General features: G+C 64.1%; 19 protein-coding genes. 18 read left to right on the forward strand and 1 reads right to left on the reverse strand.

The window, feature by feature from the left end; all coding sequences use genetic code 11:
- The first annotated feature begins 181 nt into the window (after window positions 1–181).
- Both ACOJSJ_RS09385 and ACOJSJ_RS09390 read left to right on the forward strand, forming a co-directional pair.
- A complete protein-coding gene (locus tag ACOJSJ_RS09385; RefSeq protein ID WP_420144720.1) occupies window positions 182–2875 on the forward strand; it encodes a TonB-dependent receptor domain-containing protein in 2694 nt (897 codons plus the stop codon).
- Between the two features lie 62 nt (window positions 2876–2937).
- Complete coding sequence (locus ACOJSJ_RS09390) at window positions 2938–4260, forward strand: M20/M25/M40 family metallo-hydrolase (protein WP_420144721.1); 1323 nt, start codon at window positions 2938–2940, stop codon at window positions 4258–4260.
- 270 nt (window positions 4261–4530) lie between these two features.
- Here the strand turns inward: ACOJSJ_RS09390 and ACOJSJ_RS09395 are convergent, their stop codons facing one another.
- A complete protein-coding gene (locus ACOJSJ_RS09395; RefSeq protein ID WP_420144722.1) occupies window positions 4531–5661 on the reverse strand; it encodes a Gfo/Idh/MocA family protein in 1131 nt (376 codons plus the stop codon).
- A 205-nt stretch (window positions 5662–5866) separates the two neighbouring features.
- On the opposite strand from ACOJSJ_RS09395, the gene ACOJSJ_RS09400 reads away from it, so the two are divergent.
- The 16 genes from ACOJSJ_RS09400 (at window position 5867) to ACOJSJ_RS09475 (ending at window position 20569) form a co-directional block, all read left to right on the forward strand.
- Window positions 5867–6241, forward strand: coding sequence for a c-type cytochrome (locus ACOJSJ_RS09400; protein ID WP_420144723.1), 375 nt, complete (start codon window positions 5867–5869; stop codon window positions 6239–6241).
- Between the two features lie 17 nt (window positions 6242–6258).
- Complete coding sequence (locus tag ACOJSJ_RS09405) at window positions 6259–7302, forward strand: sugar phosphate isomerase/epimerase family protein (protein ID WP_420144749.1); 1044 nt, start codon at window positions 6259–6261, stop codon at window positions 7300–7302.
- A gap of 65 nt (window positions 7303–7367) precedes the next feature.
- Window positions 7368–8657 (forward strand): MFS transporter, encoded by a 1290-nt coding sequence (locus ACOJSJ_RS09410; RefSeq protein ID WP_420144724.1) that lies wholly within the window; start codon window positions 7368–7370, stop codon window positions 8655–8657.
- Window positions 8654–9574, forward strand: a complete 921-nt coding sequence (locus tag ACOJSJ_RS09415) for a hydroxypyruvate isomerase family protein (RefSeq protein ID WP_420144725.1) — start codon at window positions 8654–8656, stop codon at window positions 9572–9574. The genes ACOJSJ_RS09410 and ACOJSJ_RS09415 overlap by 4 nt, the downstream gene beginning before the upstream one ends.
- Before the next feature lie 14 nt (window positions 9575–9588).
- Window positions 9589–10455: a 3-keto-disaccharide hydrolase gene (locus tag ACOJSJ_RS09420; RefSeq protein WP_420144726.1), complete on the forward strand. Its 867-nt coding sequence runs from the start codon at window positions 9589–9591 to the stop codon at window positions 10453–10455.
- Window positions 10456–10457: 2 nt separating this feature from the next.
- The gene (locus ACOJSJ_RS09425) at window positions 10458–11024 is read left to right on the forward strand and encodes a gluconate 2-dehydrogenase subunit 3 family protein (protein ID WP_420144727.1); all 567 of its coding nucleotides are present in this window, start codon (window positions 10458–10460) and stop codon (window positions 11022–11024) included.
- Entirely contained in the window at window positions 11021–11866 is an 846-nt protein-coding gene (locus tag ACOJSJ_RS09430) for a sugar phosphate isomerase/epimerase family protein (RefSeq protein ID WP_420144728.1), read from the forward strand. The genes ACOJSJ_RS09425 and ACOJSJ_RS09430 overlap by 4 nt, the downstream gene beginning before the upstream one ends.
- A gap of 140 nt (window positions 11867–12006) precedes the next feature.
- Entirely contained in the window at window positions 12007–13689 is a 1683-nt protein-coding gene (locus tag ACOJSJ_RS09435) for a GMC oxidoreductase (protein ID WP_420144729.1), read from the forward strand.
- Window positions 13690–13791: 102 nt separating this feature from the next.
- Window positions 13792–14841: a LacI family DNA-binding transcriptional regulator gene (locus tag ACOJSJ_RS09440; protein ID WP_420144730.1), complete on the forward strand. Its 1050-nt coding sequence runs from the start codon at window positions 13792–13794 to the stop codon at window positions 14839–14841.
- 77 nt (window positions 14842–14918) lie between these two features.
- On the forward strand, window positions 14919–15314 hold the full coding sequence (locus tag ACOJSJ_RS09445) for a Dabb family protein (protein ID WP_420144731.1): 396 nt from the start codon (window positions 14919–14921) through the stop codon (window positions 15312–15314).
- Window positions 15315–15596: 282 nt separating this feature from the next.
- The gene (locus tag ACOJSJ_RS09450) at window positions 15597–16772 is read left to right on the forward strand and encodes an aminotransferase (protein ID WP_420144732.1); all 1176 of its coding nucleotides are present in this window, start codon (window positions 15597–15599) and stop codon (window positions 16770–16772) included.
- Between the two features lie 64 nt (window positions 16773–16836).
- Window positions 16837–18363 (forward strand): DNA recombination protein RmuC, encoded by a 1527-nt coding sequence (gene rmuC, locus ACOJSJ_RS09455; RefSeq protein WP_420144733.1) that lies wholly within the window; start codon window positions 16837–16839, stop codon window positions 18361–18363.
- Window positions 18364–18437: 74 nt separating this feature from the next.
- Window positions 18438–18602: a hypothetical protein gene (locus tag ACOJSJ_RS09460; RefSeq protein ID WP_420144734.1), complete on the forward strand. Its 165-nt coding sequence runs from the start codon at window positions 18438–18440 to the stop codon at window positions 18600–18602.
- A gap of 392 nt (window positions 18603–18994) precedes the next feature.
- The gene (locus ACOJSJ_RS09465) at window positions 18995–19624 is read left to right on the forward strand and encodes a nicotinate-nucleotide adenylyltransferase (protein ID WP_420144735.1); all 630 of its coding nucleotides are present in this window, start codon (window positions 18995–18997) and stop codon (window positions 19622–19624) included.
- Between the two features lie 84 nt (window positions 19625–19708).
- Window positions 19709–20026, forward strand: a complete 318-nt coding sequence (gene rsfS, locus ACOJSJ_RS09470) for a ribosome silencing factor (protein WP_420144750.1) — start codon at window positions 19709–19711, stop codon at window positions 20024–20026.
- 120 nt (window positions 20027–20146) lie between these two features.
- Complete coding sequence (locus ACOJSJ_RS09475; protein WP_420144736.1) at window positions 20147–20569, forward strand: 23S rRNA (pseudouridine(1915)-N(3))-methyltransferase RlmH; 423 nt, start codon at window positions 20147–20149, stop codon at window positions 20567–20569.
- Window positions 20570–20605: the final 36 nt, after the last annotated feature.

Consider the following 20605-nt stretch of genomic DNA (forward strand, 5'->3'; position numbering starts at 1 on the left):
CACGGTCAAGTTCCAGCGTGACGCCAGCGGGGCGATCAACGCCCTGCGCTTTGGCGAAGGCCGCGCCTACGACCTGCTGTTCCGCCGGGCCGACTGATCAGATTTTCAACGGATAAAAAGAGAGCCGCTCAGGCATGCGGACGAAAAAAAGCGAAGAAAAAGAAACGAAAAGGGACGATATATGACTGATTATAAGACCGGGTTTCGCAACCTTCTATTGGGCACCAGTGCCTGTTTCATCCTGACGCTCGCCCATGGCGGCGCCGCCATGGCACAGGCTGACGCCCCCGCCGCCGAAGACGAAGCGCAGCCCGCCATCGTCGTCACCGGTTCGCGCATCGACCGCAAGGGTTTCGAAGCGCCGACGCCGACCACCGTCATCGGCGAAACCGAACTGCGTCAGGGCGCCCGTCCCAGCATCGCGCAGGTTCTGAACGACCTGCCGCAATTCCGCGCGACCCAGTCACCCGCCAGCACCGTCGCCAACACCAACTCATCCTCCTCCGCGATGGATCTTCGCGGCCTTGGCGTCACCCGCACGCTGACCCTGCTCAACAACCGCCGCTTCACCGGCGCGGTCGACCTCAACACCGTGCCGCAGGGTCTGGTGAAGCGCGTCGAAGTCGTCACCGGCGGCGCATCGGCTGCCTGGGGTTCGGGCGCGATCGGCGGCGTCGTCAACATCATCCTCGACGATGAACTGGAAGGGCTGACGCTCGGCGTCCAGAACGGCCTGTCCTCGCGCGGCGACGGTCATCGCTACAGCATCGACGGCACCTTCGGCACCAATTTCGCCGGTGGTCGCGGCCACTTCATGATCGGCGCGGAATATCAGAATGACGAAGGCATTCTGGATCGCAACTCGCGCAAGAATGTCGGCAGCGCCAACATCTTCACCCCCGCAGGCGCCGGCGCGACGCCGATCCTGATCCGCGACGTCAACGCCGCGAACACCAGCCTGGGCGGCCTCATCACGTCGGGCACCGCGCTCAAGGGCCAGACCTTCAATCAGGACGGCACTCTGCGTCCGTTCCAGTACGGCAGCATGGTCAATGGCGCCACCATGGTCGGCGGCGAAGGCGTCGCCACCAACGACCAATATTCGCTGACCAACCCCTATCAGCGAGTCAACAGCTATGCCCGCGCCAGCTTCGAAGTGGGCGACGCCACCTTCTGGGCGGACGGCAGCTACAGCCGCATCTGGGCGAAATATCCCTTCTATGCGGAAAGCGGCAGCTACTCGATTTCGGCGACCAACCCCTATCTGTCGCCCGCGATCCAGAGCCAGCTGGCAGCAGCCGGCGAAACCCGCGTGTCGATCGGCCGCGTGTTCGAAGATTATGGTTATCGCACCTTCGACTATTACCGCCAGAATGTGGAAGGCGCAGTCGGCGTCGATGGCAGCTTCGCCGACGGCAAGTGGCGCTATTCGGCCTATTATGGCCATGGCGAAATGCGCAACATGCAAAGCTATCACAACCAGATCAACGGCGCGAAGCTGACCGCCGCTCTGGATGCGGTGCGCAATTCCAGCGGCAACATCGTCTGCCGCGCCGCCCTGACGGACGCGAACACCGCCTGCCGTCCGCTCAACATCCTGGGCGAAGGCGCCGCCAGCCAGGACGCGATCAACTATGTGTTCGGCGATGTCGCTCGCGTCGTCTACACGACGAAGCTCGACACGGCGGGCGCCAGCCTTCGCGGCGATCTGTTCGAAACCTGGGCCGGTCCCGTCTCGGTCGCGGTCGGCGCCGAAGCACGCTGGGAAGAACAGGTCACCAACAGCCTCGACGCCGTGTCGGCTGCCCGTGGTTTCAGCCGCTTCAACTTCTCGCCGCTCGACGGCGGGTTCAACGTGCAGGAAGGCTTCGCCGAAGTCGCCGTGCCGCTGCTGGATCAGCCCTTCAGCAAGCTCGACGTCAACGGCGCGGCCCGTTACAGCCGCTATTCCACCAGCGGCGGCATCTGGTCATGGAAACTGGGCCTGACCGACCGCATCTTCGACAACCTGCTGATCCGCGTGTCGCGTTCGCGTGACATCCGTTCGGGCAGCCTTGCCGAACTGTTCACCACCACCACGACCAGCTTCACCAACGTGCTGGAAAATGGCCAGACCTATGCCATCACCCGCTTCGGCGGCGGCAATGCGGCCCTGAAGCCCGAAGTCGGCAGCACGCTGACGCTGGGCGCGGTCTTCACGCCCACCTTCCTGCCGGGCTTCAACCTGTCGGTCGATTATTACAACATCAAGCTGAAGGACGCGATCACCTCGCTCGGTGCGCAGGACGTCATCTCCAACTGCGCGGCGGGCAACACCGTCCTGTGCAGCCAGATCGAACGTAATGCCGCCGGTGCGCCCACGACCATCTACACCACCTATATTAACCTCGCCGAATATCGGACCAAGGGTGTGGACATCGAAGCGACCTATACCCTGCCCCTCAACAAGGTCAGCAGCACTCTGGGCGGCACCATGCGCCTGCGCGCTCTTGCCACCTACGTTCCCGAAGTCATCATCAACGACGGCAACAGCACGGTCGACCGCGCTGGCGACGTGGGCGACAATGTGAACTTCGGCACGCCGCACTGGCGCGCCACGGGTGCGATCACCTACTCCAGCAGCGACGTTTCGGTCGATGCGCGCGTCCGCTATGTCGGTGGCGGCCAGTTCAACCATCTGCTGAACCTGGCCAACAACGACATCGGCAGCCGCATCTATGTCGACATGGGCGCACAGGTGAATGTCGACAAATTCACCCTGTTCGCCAACGTCAACAACCTGTTCGATCGCGATCCGCCGCTCACCACCTATGGCGCGATCCACTATGACACGATCGGCCGTTACATGACGGTCGGGGCGAAGGTTCGCTTCTGATCTGAAACGGCTATGACGGCACCTGAACATGGTGCCGTCACACAGGGACAAGGGGACATGAGATGAAGCACGGACTGTTGAAGATGATGGTGGCGGGTTCGCTCATGTCCCTGTCGGTGGGCCTCAGCGCTCAGGGGCAGGTGGGGCCGCAGGGCGTCACCCCGGCCCCGGCCGACACCCGGCTGCTGGCGACGATCAAGGATCGCCCGGCCGTGAAGAGCGCATTCGCTGCGCTGGAAAGCGAACATGATGACTGGGTCGCCAACATCATCACGCTGACCGAAATTCCTGCCCCACCGTTCAAGGAAGCGGTTCGGGCAAAGGCCTATGCCGACATGTTCAGGGCCGCGGGCCTTGCCGATGTGGAGATTGATCAGGAAGGCAATGTGCTGGGCCTGATGCGCGGCACCGGCAAGCCCGGCGGCAAGCTGGTCGTGGTATCCGCCCATCTCGACACCGTCTTCCCCGAAGGCACCGATGTGAAGGTCCGCCGCGAAGGGACGAAACTCCACGCCCCCGGCATCGGCGACGACGTATCGGGCCTCGCCACGCAGCTCAGCCTCATCAAGGCGCTGGTCGCGGCAAAGATCAGAACCCCCATGGACATCCTGTTCGTCGGCGACGTCGGCGAAGAAGGGCTGGGCGACCTGCGCGGCGTCAAGCACCTCTTCTTCAAGGGCAAATATAAGGACCGGATCGCCAGCTTCTTTTCGATCGACGATGGATCGACCGATGGCCTCATCAACGGCGGCGTCGGGTCGAAGCGGTACAAGCTGACCTTTAAAGGCCCCGGCGGCCACAGCTTCGGCGCCTTCGGTCTCGTCAACCCGATGACCGCAATGAGCCAGTCGATCGTCAACATCTACAAGATCCCGGTCCCCGCCAACCCCAGGACCACCTACAGCGCCAGCGTCGTGGGTGGCGGATCGTCGGTCAACGCGATCCCCAACGAAGTGTGGCTGCAACTCGACATGCGCTCGGCCAGCGCCGCCGAACTCGCGAAGCTGGAAAAGGAAGTGCTGGCGCAGGTCGATGCAGGCGTCGCGTCGGAAAATGCCGCCCGCTCGACCCGCGACGGCGCGATCAGCGTGGTGAAGGAACTGATCGGCGATCGCCCGGCCGGGACCACCGCCACCGACAGCCCGCTCGTCAGCCAGACCGCCGCCGCCTATGCGACGCAGGGGGTGAAGGCGCGGCTCAGCGTGTCGTCGACCGATGCGAACGTGCCGATGAACCTTGGCATTCCGGGCATCACCATCCCCCGCGCGGCGACCGGCGGGCGCGGCCATTCGGTGGACGAATGGATCGACGTCAGCCCCGCCCCGTCGCTCAACGTAAAGCGCATGGACCTGCTCGCCATCCTCGCCGCGGCCGGTTACCGCTAGGATCGCATAGGCTATTTTCCGTCCGTTCGCCCTGAGCCTGTCGAAGGGCATCCCTTCTTTGGAATATCCCACGCCAAAAAAAGGAAGGGGCTTCGACACGCGCAGCCCGAACGGATCAGGCTCCGACGACCGACGACGCAGCCTTCAGTTTCGCGCCGCCCCCATGCCCGATTTCGGGGCGGCAGCGCGGCGGCCGGATGGATGCCCCTAACGCCATCCGGCCGCCTTCGCCCGCCATGAGGCGGCTCTGCCAGCCAGCCCCGGAATGGCTCAGCCAAGCGCCGTCCATTTTTCGCCCGACCGGTCGTTGGCAATAACGCCTTCGACAAAGGCCATGGTGCGCAGGCCATCCTCGACCGACGGGAACCATTCGTCCCCGCCCCTGATCCGCGTCGCAAAGGCGCGATAGAGATTGGCGAACGCCTCGATATAGCCTTCGGGATGGCCCGACGGCGTGCGCAGCCGCGCCAGTGTCGACGGCGCCAGCCCCGGCCCTGCCGCCCGCACCGTTTCCGCCGGGCGATCCAGCCAGCGCAGCGTCAGGCTGTTCGGCTCCATCTGCGACCATTCCAGCCCGCCATGTTCGCCATGGACGCGGATTTTCAGGCCATTTTCATCGCCCGCCGCGACCTGCGAAGCCTTCAGCACGCCGCGCGCGCCGCCTTCCAGCCGCAACAGCACATTGATGTCGTCGTCCAGCCGCCGTCCCGCGACATGGATGGACAGGTCGGCGCACACTTCCGTCACGCGCAGCCCCGACACCAGCTCCGCCAGATGATAGGCATGGGTGCCAATGTCGCCCAGACATCCGCCAAGGCCCGCCTTGGCCGGATCGGTGCGCCACTCGGCCTGCTTGTTGCCTTCGGTGTCGATCGCCTGCGCCAGCCAGCCCTGCGAATATTCGACCTGTACCAGCCGGATCTTGCCGAAATCGCCCCGTTCCACGCGCGCCCGCGCCTCTTCCACCAGCGGATAACCGCTATAGGTGAAGGCCAGGCCGAAATGCCTGCCCGACCGCGCTGCCGCCGCCGCGATGGCTTCGGCCTCCACGACGCTCATCGCCATCGGCTTTTCGCAAAAGACATGGAATCCCGCGTCCAGCGCGGCGATGGCCATGGGCGCATGCAAATGGTTGGGCGTCACGATCGCCAGCGCGTCGATTCGTTCGTCGGCAGGCAGGGCATTTTCGCCGGTCAGCAACGCATCGATATTCGCATAGGTGCGCGCGGGGTCGATGTGCAGCGCCTCACCCGACCGGCGGTTGCGCGCCTCGTCACCGCTGAACGCGCCCGCCACCAGCCGCCAGTCGCCGTCCAGCCCGGCGGCGTTGCGGTGTATCGCGCCGATGAACGCACCTTCGCCGCCACCGGCCATACCCAGACGCAAAATTCGCTTTTCCATCTCTCTCCCTCCTGCGACTTGAGGCAGCCTCCGATCCGACCGGATCGGAGGCTGCCGTAAGTTTCTCATTTGGCGCGCTTTCCGCTTCCGCCAGTGATTTCACCTGCTTAGAAAACACTCTATTTGATAGCGCAATCATTCAGGCACTTGATCTGCCACGGTTTACCGGTAAATAATAGGGCATAAACAAAAAGGAGAGTCGAGAATGCAGAGGATAGCACGCCTCAGCCTGATCTGTTTCGCCGCAACTGCGGCCCTTTTCGCGTCTGCCGCGCCGATCATGGCCCAAACGCCGCCGCCTGCCTTCGGCGCCTGCCGGGCCTGCCACAATGTGCAGAAGGATGGCAAGAACGGCATCGGTCCCAATCTGTTCGGTGTGGCCGGTCGTCCCGCCGCATCGCTCCCCGGCTTCAACTACAGCACCGCGCTCAAGGGCGCGAAGCTGCGCTGGGACGACAAGACGCTGGACGAATTTCTGGCGGCGCCGATGAAGAAGGTACCCGGCACCCGCATGCCGATCGGCACGCCCGATCCGGCCAAGCGCGCCGCCCTTATCGCCTATCTCAAAAGCCTGAAGTAACGGAGTCTTTCATGCCCATGCGCGGTCCCGCCGTCTTTCTGGCGCAATTCATGGGCGATGCCGCCCCGTTCGACACGCTGGACAATGCCGCCCGCTGGATGGCCGATGCGGGCTATAAGGGCATTCAGGTGCCGAGCAACAATCCGCGCTGCATGGATCTGGCCCTTGCCGCAGAAAGTCAGGATTATTGCGACGAACTGATCGGCCGCTGCCGCGAAGCGGGCGTGGAGATCACCGAACTGTCGACCCATTTGCAGGGGCAGCTGATTGCGGTGCACCCCGCCTATGACACCGCGTTCGACGCCTTCGCTCCGCCGGAAGTCCATGGCAAACCGGCCGAACGGCAGGCATGGGCCACAGAGCAGATGAAGCTGGCGGCAAAGGCCAGCCGTCGCCTTGGCCTCAACGCGCATGCGACCTTCTCCGGCGCTTTCGCATGGCCCTTCTTCTATGCCTGGCCGCAACGCCCGGCGGGTCTGGTGGACGAAGCCTTCGCCGAACTGGGCCGTCGCTGGCGTCCGATCCTCGACGCGTTCGACGAACAGGGCGTCAATGTCTGCTACGAACTGCATCCGGGGGAGGATCTGCACGACGGCCTGACCTTCGAACGCTTCCTCGATGCGGTCGGCGGCCATGCCCGCGCCAACATCCTCTACGATCCCAGCCATTTCGTGTTGCAGGCGATGGACTATCTTCAGTTCATCGACATCTATCACGACCGGATCAAGATGTTCCATGTGAAGGATGCCGAGTTCAATCCAACCGGCAAGGCGGGCGCCTATGGCGGCTATGCCGACTGGATCGACCGGCCCGGTCGTTTCCGTTCGCTGGGCGATGGTCAGGTCGACTTCACCGGCATTTTCTCGCGCCTGACCCAATATGGCTATGATGGCTGGGCGGTGCTGGAATGGGAATGCTGCCTGAAACATCCCGAAGACGGCGCCCGCGAAGGCGCACCCTTTATCGAAGCGCATATGATCCGCCGGCCGGAACGCGCCTTTGACGACTTTGCGGGCGGTGGCGATCCGGCCAACACCCGCAGCTGGTTGGGCCTGTCCTGATCGCACGGAACATACGACCCCGGCGGACCAGAAGCAGCCGGGGCTACAGGGTAGGAGGAGCGTAAATGGCGGTTATCAACCGGCAGAGGCTGTTTTGGCTGAGCGTGCTTGCGCTCTTCACCGCCTCGATGAGCGCGGCGCTGCGCGCGGCGATCGCCAGCAGCTTGAAGGCGGAATGGATCGATCCGGTCGCGCCGATCGCGGCGGGCGAAATGATCGGGGCCGCGCTCGGCTCCGCCTTTCTCGGCTTTTCGATCACGGTCTTCGTGGTCAGCGCCTTTCTCGACACGCTGGGCGTGCGCCGTGTCCTCATCGGCTGCGGCATCGCCTTCCTGATCGGCACGACGCTGATCGTGGGCGCGGGCAGCTTTGCCAGCGGCACGGGCATCTATCAGCTGGTCTGGTTCGGCATGCTGCTGTCCGGCATCGGCTGGGGCTTTGCCGAAGCGTCGATCAATCCGCTGACCGCCCGACTCTATCCCGAAGACACCACCCATCGCCTCAACGTGCTGCACGCCTGGTATCCCGGCGGCCTGATCGTCGGTGGCCTTGCCGGCGTGTTCCTCGCCTCCGCCCTGCCGTGGCAGGCGATCATGGCGCTCGCCTATATCCCCGCCATCGGCGTCGTGCTGATCGCCGCCACCACCACCTTCCCCGCGCCCCCCGCCACCGCAGGCAGCCGGGCGATGAAGGACATGATGCTGGAAGTGTTCCGCCGTCCCAGCTTTTTCATCTGGTTCGGCGCGATGTTCCTGACCGCTTCGTCCGAACTGGCGCCGGGTCAGTGGATCGACGTCGCGCTCACCAATCGCGTGGGCATGCGCGGCATCCTGCTGCTCGTCTATGTCAGCGCGCTGATGTTCGTCTTCCGCCATTTCGCGGGAAAGATCGCCGGTCGCCTGTCCAACCCCGGCCTGCTCTGGGTGTCCAGCCTGCTGGCGGCCATTGGCCTCTTCATGCTGTCGCAGGCGCAATCGCCGGTGTCGGCGATCCTCGCTTCGACCGTCTGGGGCCTTGGCGTCTGCGCCATGTGGCCGACCATGCTCGCCTCGGTCGCGGAACGCTATCCACGCGGTGACAGCTGGGCGCTGGGTCTGGTCGGCTCGGCCGGTGCGCTCGCCAGCTTCTTCGTCCTGCCGCAGCTCGGTGAAATGTTCGACCAGGCAAAGGTCGAAATCGCGGGCGGTCCCGAAGCCTTCACCCGCCTGACGGGCGCAGCGCTCCGCGCCGTGGAGGATGCCGCGGCATCGCAATCCTTCGCCCGCCTGACCTTCGTGCCGATCACTTTGCTGGTCGTGTTCGGCGGCATCTGGCTCGCCGAACGGCGCGCCGGCAGCCGGAAGGTTGAAGCATGACCATCTCCCGCCGCACGATGATGGCAGGGACCATCGCCGCCGCAGCCGCCGCCACCCCGGCGCTGGCCGCCGCCGCTGGAAAGGGCAGCTCCAACGCCGCGCATTTCTCGCTGGCTTACGCCCCGCATGAAGGCAGCTTTGCCAGCCGGGGCGGCCTCATCGAACAGATCGCCTATGCCGCCGATCAGGGTTTCCGCGCCTGGGAAGATAATGAAGCCCGCGCCCGCCCCGTCGAACAGCAGGAAGCGATGGCCCGCGCCCTGTCGCAACGCAGCATGACCATGGGCGTCTTCGTCGCCTCCATGCCCAAATGGGCCGACTTCCGCCCGCTGCTGGGCGCGAACGACGATGCCGAACGCGAAGCCTTCCTGGCCGACGTGCGCGCGTCGGTGGAGGTCGCCAAGCGCCTGAACGTCAAACATATGACCGTCGTCACCGGCTTCATGGATCGCAAGGTGCCGCCGGACATCCAGACCGGCCGCATCATCGACTGCATGCGCCGCGCGGGCGACATCGTCGCGCCCCATGGCCTGGCACTGGTGATGGAGCCGCTCAACACCCGGACCAACCATCCCGGCGTCTTCATGCAGTCGATCGCGCAGGGCTATGCCGTCGCGCGCGGCGCCAACAGCCCCGGCATCAAGATCCTGGCGGACCTCTATCATGAACAGATCCAGTCGGGGAACCTGATCCCCACGCTGGACGCCTGCTGGTCCGACATCGGCTATATCCAGTTCGGCGACAATCCGGGGCGCAAGGAACCGGGCACCGGCGAAATCAACTATGCCAATATCGTGCGCTGGCTGCGCGAACGTCGCTACACCGGCGTCATCGGCATGGAACATGGCAATTCGGTAAGCGGGAGGGAAGGCGAAGACCGCCTCATCGCCGCCTATCGCACAATCGATAAAGCATGATGGAGAGCGAGAGGATGAAGCGCATCGCAATCGGCACGGCACTGGCGACCATCATGATGGTCGGCCCGCCCGCCACGGCCCAGAACGCCCCGGCCGCCAAAATACCCGAAGGCAAGCTGGGGTTTAGGGACACCCCGATCCTGCCGGGCAGCCAGTGGCACGTCCACGACCCGGATCGTCCCGCCCCCACCGTCGTCACCCCCGGCGCGCAGCCGGGCGGCGCGCCGTCCGACGCGATCATTCTGTTCGATGGCAAATCGCTCGACGCATGGCATGGCGAACGCGGCCCCTGGACGGTGGAAAAGGGGATCATGACCATCCCGTCCCGCGCCAAGAGCGGCGGCGAAAACAACCTCATTTCCAATCAGCAATTTGGCGACGTCCAGCTGCATCTGGAATTTCGTTCGCCCAATCCGCCGCAGAAAACGTCGCAGGATCGCGGCAATAGCGGCATCTGGTTCATGCAGCGCTATGAAGTGCAGATCCTCGACGGCTATCAGAACCCGACCTATGCCGACGGCACGGTGGGGTCTGTCTATGCGTGGAAACCGCCGCTGGTGAACCCGTCGCGCAAGCCCGGCGAGTGGCAGAGCTACGACGTCATCTTCGAACGTCCCCGCTTCGCCGCCGACGGCAGCGTGAAGCGCCCCGCCTATGTGACGGTGCTGCTGAACGGCGTGCTGGTGCAAAATCATCAGGCGATGCTGGGCACCACCAAATGGCGCTCGATCGCCCAGTATCAGGCGCATGGGCCGGCCGCGCCGATCCAGTTGCAGGATCATGACAGCCCGGTGTCCTTCCGCAACATCTGGGTCCGCCCCCTGCCAGAAACAGCCATAACGGCCGAAACGGCCACGACAGACGCCCAGAAGGGAGAGTGACAATGTTGGATCGCAGACATGCGCTGGGGGGGCTTGCCGCCCTGTTCGGCGCGCAGCTTTTCGCGCCGATCGCGCGCGCCGCGGGGCTCATCCCCGGCACGATACCGGTGATCGACGAAGGGGCGCCGGACTTCAAGCTCTTCACCGATGATCAGCGCGCGCTGATGACAGCGCTTACCGATCGCGTCATTCCCACCACCGACACCCCCGGCGCGATCGCGGCGGGCGTCCCGGCCTATATCGAAAAACTGCTGTCGGACTGGTCCTTTCCGGACGACCGCACGCCGATCATCACCGGCCTTGCCGAAATCGACGGCCGCTGCTGGCAGGATTACAAGATCCCCGCGACCAAGGCGACCCCGGCCCAGCATGATGCGCTGCTGACGCTGGCGATGAACGACGAAATTCCGGGCGGCGAAGAGTTTTTCGAAGCCTTCCGGCAGATGGTGATCGTGGGGTACTACACTTCCGAAATCGGCATGACGCAGGAACGCGAATATCTGCCGGTGCCCGGCGAATATGACGGCGCCTATCCCTATTCCAAGGTCAAGAAGGTGTTTTCCGCATGATCATGAACCGTCGCCACATGCTGCTGGGCGCCGGCGGCCTCGCCGCGCTCGCTGGTCAGCCGCTGCTTGCAAGGACCGCCGCTGGCCGGCGCCTCGGCAATATCGGTCTGCAACTCTATACGGTGCGCGAACTCTTCGCGGCCGATCCGGTCGCCACGCTCGAAAAGGTGGCGAAGATCGGCTATCGCGAAGTCGAATATGGCGGTGGCGGCTATGACGCCATGGACCATAAGATGCTGCGCGCCACCATGGACCGGCTCGGCCTCAAGGCGCCGTCTATCCATGTCAGCTACGACGCGCTGATGGACAATTTCGACGCCAGCCTGACCATGGCGAAGACGCTGGGCGCCGACACCATCATCCTGCCCTATATGGTGGACAAGCATCGCACGGCGCAGGCGTGGAGCGCCACGCTCCCCAACATGAACCGCATCGGCAAGCAGCTGAAGGACGCGGGCCTGGGCTTTGCCTATCATAATCACGACTTCGAATTCACCGTGAAGCCCGACGGTGTCAGCCTGTTCGACCGTCTGGTGAAGGAAACCGACCCCGCTCTGGTGAAGATCGAACTCGACCTCTACTGGGCGATCCATGCGGGCGAAGACCCCAAGGCGCTGATCGGGCGTCTGCCCGGCCGCATCTATGCCTATCATGTAAAGGACATGCGCCCCGACAAGTCGATGACGTCGGTGGGCCTTGGCACCGTCGATTTCGCCAGCATCTTCAAACTGAACGGCACGTCCGGGGTGAAGCATTTCTACGTCGAAAACGACCAGTCGCCCGCGCCCTACCTGCCGGACATCACCAAGAGTTTCCAGACGCTGCGCGCGCTGAAATTTTAAAGTATCGTGCGGAAAAGTGGGTACCGGTTTTCCGCTTAAAACGATGCGACAACAAAAGCTTAGAACGCGCGACCTGCCTCCCGTTTAACACAGCGCGCTCTAAAACCAGATTCAGATATTCACCCTCGGAAGGGATCAACATGGCTTCCACGGACAGATTTGATGCGATCGTCATCGGTTCGGGCATCAGCGGCGGCTGGGCCGCGAAAGAACTGACGGAAAAGGGCCTGCGCGTCCTGATGCTGGATCGCGGCATCATGGTCGAACATGGCGAAGACTATAAATATGACGGCAAGCCCGCTTATGAGGTGCCTGCGCGCAACGTGATGCCCGCGCCACTCAAGCAGACCGACTATTTCATCTCCGAACATGGCTATGTCGCGCCCAGCAATCAGGCCTATTATAATAATGACCGCCTGAACCCCTATGATTACGACAATGGCAGCAAATTCTACTGGATTCGCCCGGCTGCCGTGGGCGGCAAGTCGCTGATCTGGGGCCGGTGGAGCTTCCGCTGGAGCAAGGCCGATTTCGAAGCGAACAAACGCGAAGGCATCGGCGGCGCATGGCCGATCGGCTATGACGACCTCGTCCCCTGGTACGACTATGTCGAAAAATATATCGGCGTATCGGGATCGACCGAAAATCTCCCCTATCTGCCCGACAGCCATTTCATGCCGCCCATGCCCATGAACGTGGCGGAAAAATGGATGAAGAAGCAACTGGAAGGGCAGTTCCCCGGCCGCAAGCTGATCAATGCCCGCCTGTCCAACATTACGCAGGACAAGCCGGAACAGGGCCGCACCAAATGCCAGCACCGCAACCAGTGCGGCAATGGCTGTTCCTTCGGCGCCTATTTCTCGACCCAGGCGGTCACCCTGCCCGCGGCCCGCGCCACGGGCAAGCTGACGCTGCGTTCGGACGCGATGGTCACCAATCTCGACTATGATCCCGCGACCAAGAAGGTCACGGGCGTCCGCTTCGTCGATACCAAGACGGGTCAGGCCGAAACGGTGAAGGCGCGCATGGTCTTCCTCAACGCGTCGACGCTCGCCACCCTGCAAATCCTGATGAATTCGCGCCAGCCCGGCGGCGAACGCAGCCATTTCGACAGCAGCGGCACGCTGGGCCGCTATGTTATGGATCATATCTTCCGCGTCAGCGTGAAGGGCGACATTCCGGGCATGGAGGAATTTATCGAATATGGCCGTCGCCCCGGCGGCGTCTATGTCCCCCGTTTCCGCAACAACGACCCCAGCGAAGATGTCGGGTTCAAGCGCGGCTATGGCTATCAGGGCGGCGCCTATCGCGAAGTCGCAAAGCCGGTGGGCTTCGGCGCGGCGATGAAGGATGGCATGCGCAAATATGGCGGCTGGAAATTCCAGATGGGCGCCTTTGGCGAATGCCTGCCTTATGAAGATAACCGCGTATCGCTCAGCCCGGACAAGAAGGACCGGTTCGGCGTGCCGCAGATGCGCTTCGACATCTCGTTCCGCGACAATGAATTCCGCATGATGGCGGATGCGCGCGAACAGGGTGAAAAGATGCTGCGCGCCGCGGGCCTTAAAAATGTCGAAAGCTCGGCGCGCGAACATGTGCCGGGCGACGCCATCCATGAAATGGGCGGCGCGCGCATGGGCGACGATCCGCGCAGTTCGGTGCTCAACAAATGGAACCAGGCGCATGACGCATCCAATCTGTTCGTCACCGACGGCGCTCAGATGAACTCGATCAGCTGCGTCAACCCCTCGCTCACCTTCATGGCGCTGACCGCCCGTGCGGTCGACCATGCCATGGCCCAGATGAAGGGGGGCATGATCTGACGCCGCGCCCAGCATCCGGCGCGCCGGGCGCTCCCCTCCTTCTCCCCCCTATGAAGCTGCCATAAAGCCGCTACAGGGGGTCAGGAGGGGGATATGGAGCGCATGACCAGACGGAAGCAGAATGGGGTCACGATCCGCGCGGTGGCGGAACGGGCGGGCGTGTCGGCGATGACGGTATCGAACGTCATCAACGGCGCGGGCCGCGCCAGCGCCGCCACCGTGGCGGCGGTCCGCGCGGCGATCGCGGACCTTGGCTATGTCCCCAACCTCGCCGCCCGCCGCCTGGCGAAGGCGCGGGCGACGACGCTGGGCCTCATCTACAGCGGGCGGCGGATGCCGTTCCTGGAATCGATACTGGTCGGCACCCTGCGCGCCACCAACGCCCATGGCCTGCAACTCATCCTGCGCGAAGGCGACGGCACCGGTCCAGAAGCGGCCGAACGGGGCGTGTGCGATCTGGTGCGCAGCGGCGCGGACGCCATCCTCCTCGTCCCGCCCTTTGCCGAATTGCTCAGCGGGTCGGACGTCATCGGCGAACTGGGCGTGCCCATGGCGGGCATCGCGACCGGCCGCCCCCTGCCCGACATCACGACCGTGCGCATCGACAATCTGTGCGCCATGCATGCCATCACCGAACGCGTCATCGCCTGCGGTCATCGCCGCATCGCCTATATCGCCGGTCCCGATCACAGCAGCGTGGTGCCCGCCCGCCTCGACGGGTTCCTGCGCGCGCTTAATCATCATGGCATCGCCGCCCTGCCCGAACTGATCGTGCGGCAGGGGGATTTCGACTATGCGTCCGGCGTCGCTGCGGGTCGCACCCTGCTGGCGCTGGCGGACCGGCCGACCGCCGTCATATGCAGCAGCGACGATCTGGCCGCCGGCGTCATTGCGCAGGCCAGCCATATGGGCATGCACCTGCCCCGTGACCTTAGCGTCACCGGCTTCGACGATACCGTGCTCGCCTCGCACATATGGCCGCCGCTCACCGTGGTGCGCCAGCCGGTGGAGGACATGGCCTTTCGCGCGACCCAGTGTCTGATCGCCGCGATTTCGCGCGACCGGACGCCCGATCATGTGGGAGACGGGATCAGCGACGAGATTTTCGATTATCGGCTGATGGAACGCGAATCCATCGCGCCCATCGGCTGAACGGCATCACCGGCGAAAAACCGCCTGACCCACGAAGGATAGAGACGATGGAAACGAGCAGAAGGGAGTTGGCAACGATGATGGCACTGGGCGGCGCGGGCATCGCCATATCCGCAACGGGATCGGCGGCGGAGGCAAAGACGCCATCGGCCGCGCCGTCTCTCGTCCACCATGTCTTTTTCTGGCTGAAGCGTCCCGGCAATGTCGAGGATCGTGACGCCCTGATCGCCGGGCTACGGACACTGGCCGCCATTCCGGTCATCCGCAACCTTCAGGTCGGCGTCCCCGCCAGCACCGAAAAGCGCGACGTTGTGGACAACAGCTTCGACGTGTCGGAACTGATGCTGTTTTCCAATGCGGTCGACCAGAAGACCTATCAGGATCATCCGATCCATCAGGCCTTCGTGAAGAATTGCGAACATCTGTGGCAGAAGGTCGTGGTGTATGACATGCAGGTCGTGCCCGCCGCCTGATGGCGCGCGCCCTTCCTACAGAAGCCTGTCCTACAGGCGGGTGAGGGGGCTAATCCTCACCCGTCCGAACGGAGTTTCGCCACGAAATAATATGTCCCACCATTATATTATCATGTCGAAACAAGCGGGAAATGTGCGAAGTTAACGCCTTCAAGGCCGACAGCTGCCACCGACGGTCCATGTCGAAAAGACGCGCTGAGGCCTGATCCGGTCCCACCCGACCGCATCAGGCCTCAAGGCCGGGCTTTCCCAACGGCGGACGGCCCGGCTATAGCGGATGGCATGACCGATCCGCGCCCCATCGGCCACCCCGTCTACCGGGACATGCCGACCACCATCTTCGAACATATGTCCGCACGGGCGCGGGAAACCGGCGCGATCAATCTGGGACAGGGTTTTCCCGAAGGCCCCGGCCCGGCGGATGTCCTGCAGGCGGCAGCACGGGCCATGCTCCACCGCTCCAGCCAATATCCCCCCATGCCCGGCCTCCTCGAACTGCGCAGCGCGGTGGCCGATCATTATGCCCGCCATCAGCAGCTCGACCTTGCCCCGCAGGACATCCTCGTCACCTCCGGCGCGACGGAGGCGATCGCCGCCAGCCTGCTCGCGCTGGTGCAGCCGGGCGACGAAGTGCTGATGCTCGCCCCGCTCTACGACGCTTATCTGCCGCTGGTGGAGCGCGCTGGCGGCGTGGCGACGATGGTCACGCTGACCCCGCCCGACTGGCGCATCACCCGCGCCGCGCTGGCGGCGGCGATCACGCCGTGCACCCGCATCCTCCTCATGAACAATCCGGTCAATCCGACCGGCATCGTCATGCGCGATGCAGAACTCGCTTTGCTGGCCGACATCTGCGTCGCCCACGACCTCATCGCCATCTGTGACGAAGTGTGGGAGGAAACCGTCTATGACGGCCATCACCATCGCTCGCTCATGGCCTATCCCGGCATGCGCGACCGCACGGTGAAGATCGGGTCGGCGGGCAAGATCTTTTCGGTCACGGGGTGGAAGGTCGGCTGGATGTGCGCCGCGCCCGCGCTCGCCACCCTGCTCGCCCGCGCGCATCAGTTCCTGACCTTCACCACCCCGCCGGGCCTGCAATGGGCTGTCGCGGAAGGCCTTGGCTGGCCGAACCAATGGCTGGCGGATCAGCGCGCCGCCTATCAGGCCTCGCGCGATCGCCTGTCGGTGGGCCTTGCGCGCGCTGGCTATGCCGTTCAGCCCAGCGGCGCGACATGGTTCCTCTCCATCGACCTGCCCGCATCGGGCATCGCGATCGACGATGTGACCTTCTGCGAACGGATCATCGATGAAGCCGGGGTCGCGGCCATCCCGATCTCCGTCTTCTATCCCGATCGCGCCGTCACTCATCTGGTCCGCCTCTGCTTCTCCAAATCGGACGAAACGCTGGATCGGGCGATCGACCGGCTTGCCGCCTTCCGCGCGACACTGACCTGACGAACCGGCTTGCGGGATCGGGCGGGCACGGCTAGGTTCCCGTTTCGTTCCCAAAGGATATTCTATGGACAGCCTCGCCGCCCTTCTCATCGTCATCGCGCTGCTGATCGGGCTTGCGGTCGGCTGGCTGCTCAAGGGCAAGGCGCAGGCGCCCCTCATCGCTGAAAAGGCCGACCTGACGGCCCGGTTCGACACCGCAGCCGCCCAGCGCAATGCCGCCATCGCCGAACTGGCAGTGGAAAAGGAACGGGTGGCGCAGGCCGCCGCCCATGTCGCCCGCCTCGAATCCGCACAGGGCAGCTTCGACCAGCGGATCGACGCCATGCAATTCGCCGCCGCGCAGAAACTGGACGCGGTGCAGGCCGCCGCCGCCCAGCGCCTCGATCAGGTTCAGGGTGAACGCGAAGCCGCGCTGCGCGAACTCACCGCCCTGCGATCCGACAGCCAGGCCCGCGCCCAGGCATTCGAACAGCAGATCGCCGCGCTCCGGGATGCGAAGGAACAGCTGTCCGCCCAGTTCAGCGAAATCGGCGGCAAGCTCCTCGATCAGGCGCAGACCCAGTTCCTCACCCGCGCCGATCAGCGTTTCGCCCAGGCCAGCGAAAAGAGCGAGGCGCAGCTCAAGACCCTGCTCAATCCCGTCGAAACCACCCTCAAACGCTATGAAGAGGGCCTCGCCCGCGTCGAAAAGGATCGCGTGGGCAGCTATGCCGAACTGCGCGAAGCGATCGGGCAGGTGCAGCAGGGTCAGGGGCAGGTGCGCGAAGAAACCGCAAAGCTGGTCAACGCGCTGCGCGCCGCGCCCAAGACGCGCGGCCGCTGGGGCGAACAGCAGTTCAAGAATCTCATCGAAACCGCCGGTCTTTCCGCCTTCGTCGACTTTCAGGAGGAAGTCTCCGTCACCGTGGAGGCCAATGGTTCCGAAGCCCGCCTGCGCCCCGACTTCATCATCCGCCTGCCCGGCGACCAGCAACTGGTGGTCGACGTCAAATGCTCGCTGGAGGCTTATCTGAACGCGGTGGATCAGGTCGATCCCGCTTCGCGCGAACGCTATCTGGCCGATCATGCCCGCGCCGTGCGCACCCATGCCGACGCGCTGGGGCGAAAGGCCTATTGGGAACAGTTCGAAAAGGCGCCCGATTTCGTCATCATGTATGTGCCGGGCGACAATTTCGTCACCGCCGCGCTGGAAGCGGACATGGACCTGTGGGAACGCGCCGCGCGCAACCGCGTCATCATCTGCGGCCCGGCGACCTTCCTGCCCCTCGCCCGCACGCTCGCGGGGCACTGGCGTCAGGCAAAGATGCAGGATCAGGCCCGCGAAGTCGCCGACCTTGGCAAACAGCTTTACGAACGGCTCGCCACCGCCGCGACCCATCTGAAACGTCTGGGCACCGGCCTCACCAGCGCGGTGGACAATTACAACAAATTCGTCGGCAGCTTCGACCGCTCCGTCCTGCCCGCCGGTCGCCGCTTCCGCGATCTGGACGTCGAAACCGGCGGGAAGGAGATCGAGGCGGTGGAGCCGCTCGACGTCCTCACCCGCGATCCCCAGTCGGAAGAGGCCCGCGCCCTGCCCGTCGCGGAATAAAGGCGGGAACTCAGGGGCATGGCGCTGCGTATCTCTCCATAAGCGGCACGAAAGGTCGCTTCGTGGAGAGCGTCATGTGGAAGACCATATCATTCCGTCATCCGTTGCGGCGACGACCCGACGCCAATCCTCCGGCGCCTGAACCGGCGATCACGACGGATCATCCCTTCGCCGATCTGATGGCGAAACTGGACCGCATCCCCTATCGCCGCACATTGCGGCGGGCGCTGGACTGCTGATGCTGTCCTACATGTCTCTGCCGCGCTAATCCTGGTCGTCCAGCCGACATGGCGAAGCCAGTCGTGCAGAAATTTCCCTATTTATCGCCCCCGCAACGATCATGGATGGTCCCACGCATATCGTTTACCCGAAACTTTCGATGGTGAATGAGAAAGAAGTTAGCGAAGTTAGACCGTCGTGAAGTCATCTGAAACAGAGGACGGCTCGCAATATGCGGTCAACAAATGGCGGTTGACGCATGACCGGTCTCAACCCGATCGGATCATGCTTTAAACGTCCCACACCGGTTTTGCGAGCAAACCACTCCCCATTGCCGCCGCACCGCCCCCCATGGCCCTCATGCCCCCGGCCACCCATTGCCGCCCCGGCCCAAGGCTGGCATGGCTCGGACATGAAACGCATCGGCCTGCTCGGCGGCTCCTTCAATCCGGCCCATGGCGGGCACCGCGCCATATCGCTCTTCGCGCGGCAGGCGCTCGATCTCGATGAAGTCTGGTGGCTCGTGTCGCCCGGCAATCCGCTAAAACCGGCGAAGGGCATGGCGCCGCTCCCCGCGCGCCTTGCCCATGCGCAACGGGTCGCCCGCCGCGCTCCGATTCGCGCCACCGCCATCGAACGGCAATTGCGCACGCGCTATACCGTCGACACGCTGCGCGCGCTCACCCGCCACTATCCGCGCCATCGCTTCATCTGGTTGATGGGCGCTGATAATCTGGGGCAATTCAGCCAGTGGCGCGACTGGCGTGGCATTGCCCGGCAAATGCCCATTGCCGTTATCGCCCGTCCGGGTTATGATAGGGGTGCCCATGGCTCTACGGCCATGAGCTGGCTGCGGCGCTTCGTCCGGTCCGCGCGCCAGAGTGCAGACTGGACGAATTGGAGACCACCGGCGCTCGTGCTATTGCGCTTTCGCCCTGATCCAAGATCGGCGACCCTGCTGCGGCAGGCGGACCCCCTCTGGCATCGCGAATATCAAGCAACGTGTGCGCGCGATCCGCTCACGCGTCGGTACGTCATCTAGATTGGAGTTTCATTGTCTAACCTCGCCCCCGCCAACGATCCGGCCTTTGGTGCCGATTCCGTGGCCGCCCTCCATGCCCTCGTCATGCAGTCGCTCGACGACGACCAGGCGCAGGAAACCATTTCCATCCCGCTTGAAGGCAAGAGCAGCATCGCCGACCATATGGTGATCGCCAGCGGCCGTTCGTCGCGTCAGGTTGCGGCCATGGCCCAGCATCTTGCCGAACGGATCAAGAAGGAAACGGGCCGTTCCGCGCGGGTCGAAGGGCTGCCGGTCGCCGACTGGGTGCTGATCGACGCGGGCGACGTGATCGTCCACCTGTTCAAACCGGAAGTGCGCAGCTTTTACAATCTCGAACGGATGTGGGGCTTTGTCGACGCACCGGTCGCGGGCAACGCCTGACACGATAAAGACCCGTTCAGGCTGAGCGAAGTCGAAGCCCCGCACTGAGCGAAGCGAAGTGGCCTTCGTCAAGCTCGGCTGCTCCCTCGACTTCGCTCAGCCCGAACGGACGGTTGATCCATGCTCCTTCACATCATCGCGCGCGGAAAGATCGGTCGCTCGCCCGAAGCGGACCTTGTCGACCGTTATGTCAAACGGCTGACCATGCCGCACAGGATCACCGAAATGCCCGACCGGGGCGGCAAACTGCCTCCCGCCGGTCCCGGAACCGTCACGGTGATGCTGGACGAAAAGGGCAGGCAGCTCGGCTCCATGGATTTTGCCCGCCGAATAGAGGGCTGGCGCGACGCGGGCACTCGCGAATGCCGATTCCTGATCGGCGCGGCGGACGGTTTCGACGATTCGGAACGGACCAACGCAGACCTGCTGATCGCCTTTGGCGCGATGACATGGCCGCACATGATGGCCCGCGCAATGCTGGCCGAACAGCTCTGGCGCGCCTGTTCCATCCTCGCCAATCACCCCTATCATCGCGAAGGCTAGAATCCGCCTGGCTTTGCGCCTAGTCAGGAGCGGACA

The sequence above is a fragment of the Sphingobium sp. genome, assembly GCF_048594625.1.
Taxonomy (GTDB): domain Bacteria; phylum Pseudomonadota; class Alphaproteobacteria; order Sphingomonadales; family Sphingomonadaceae; genus Sphingobium.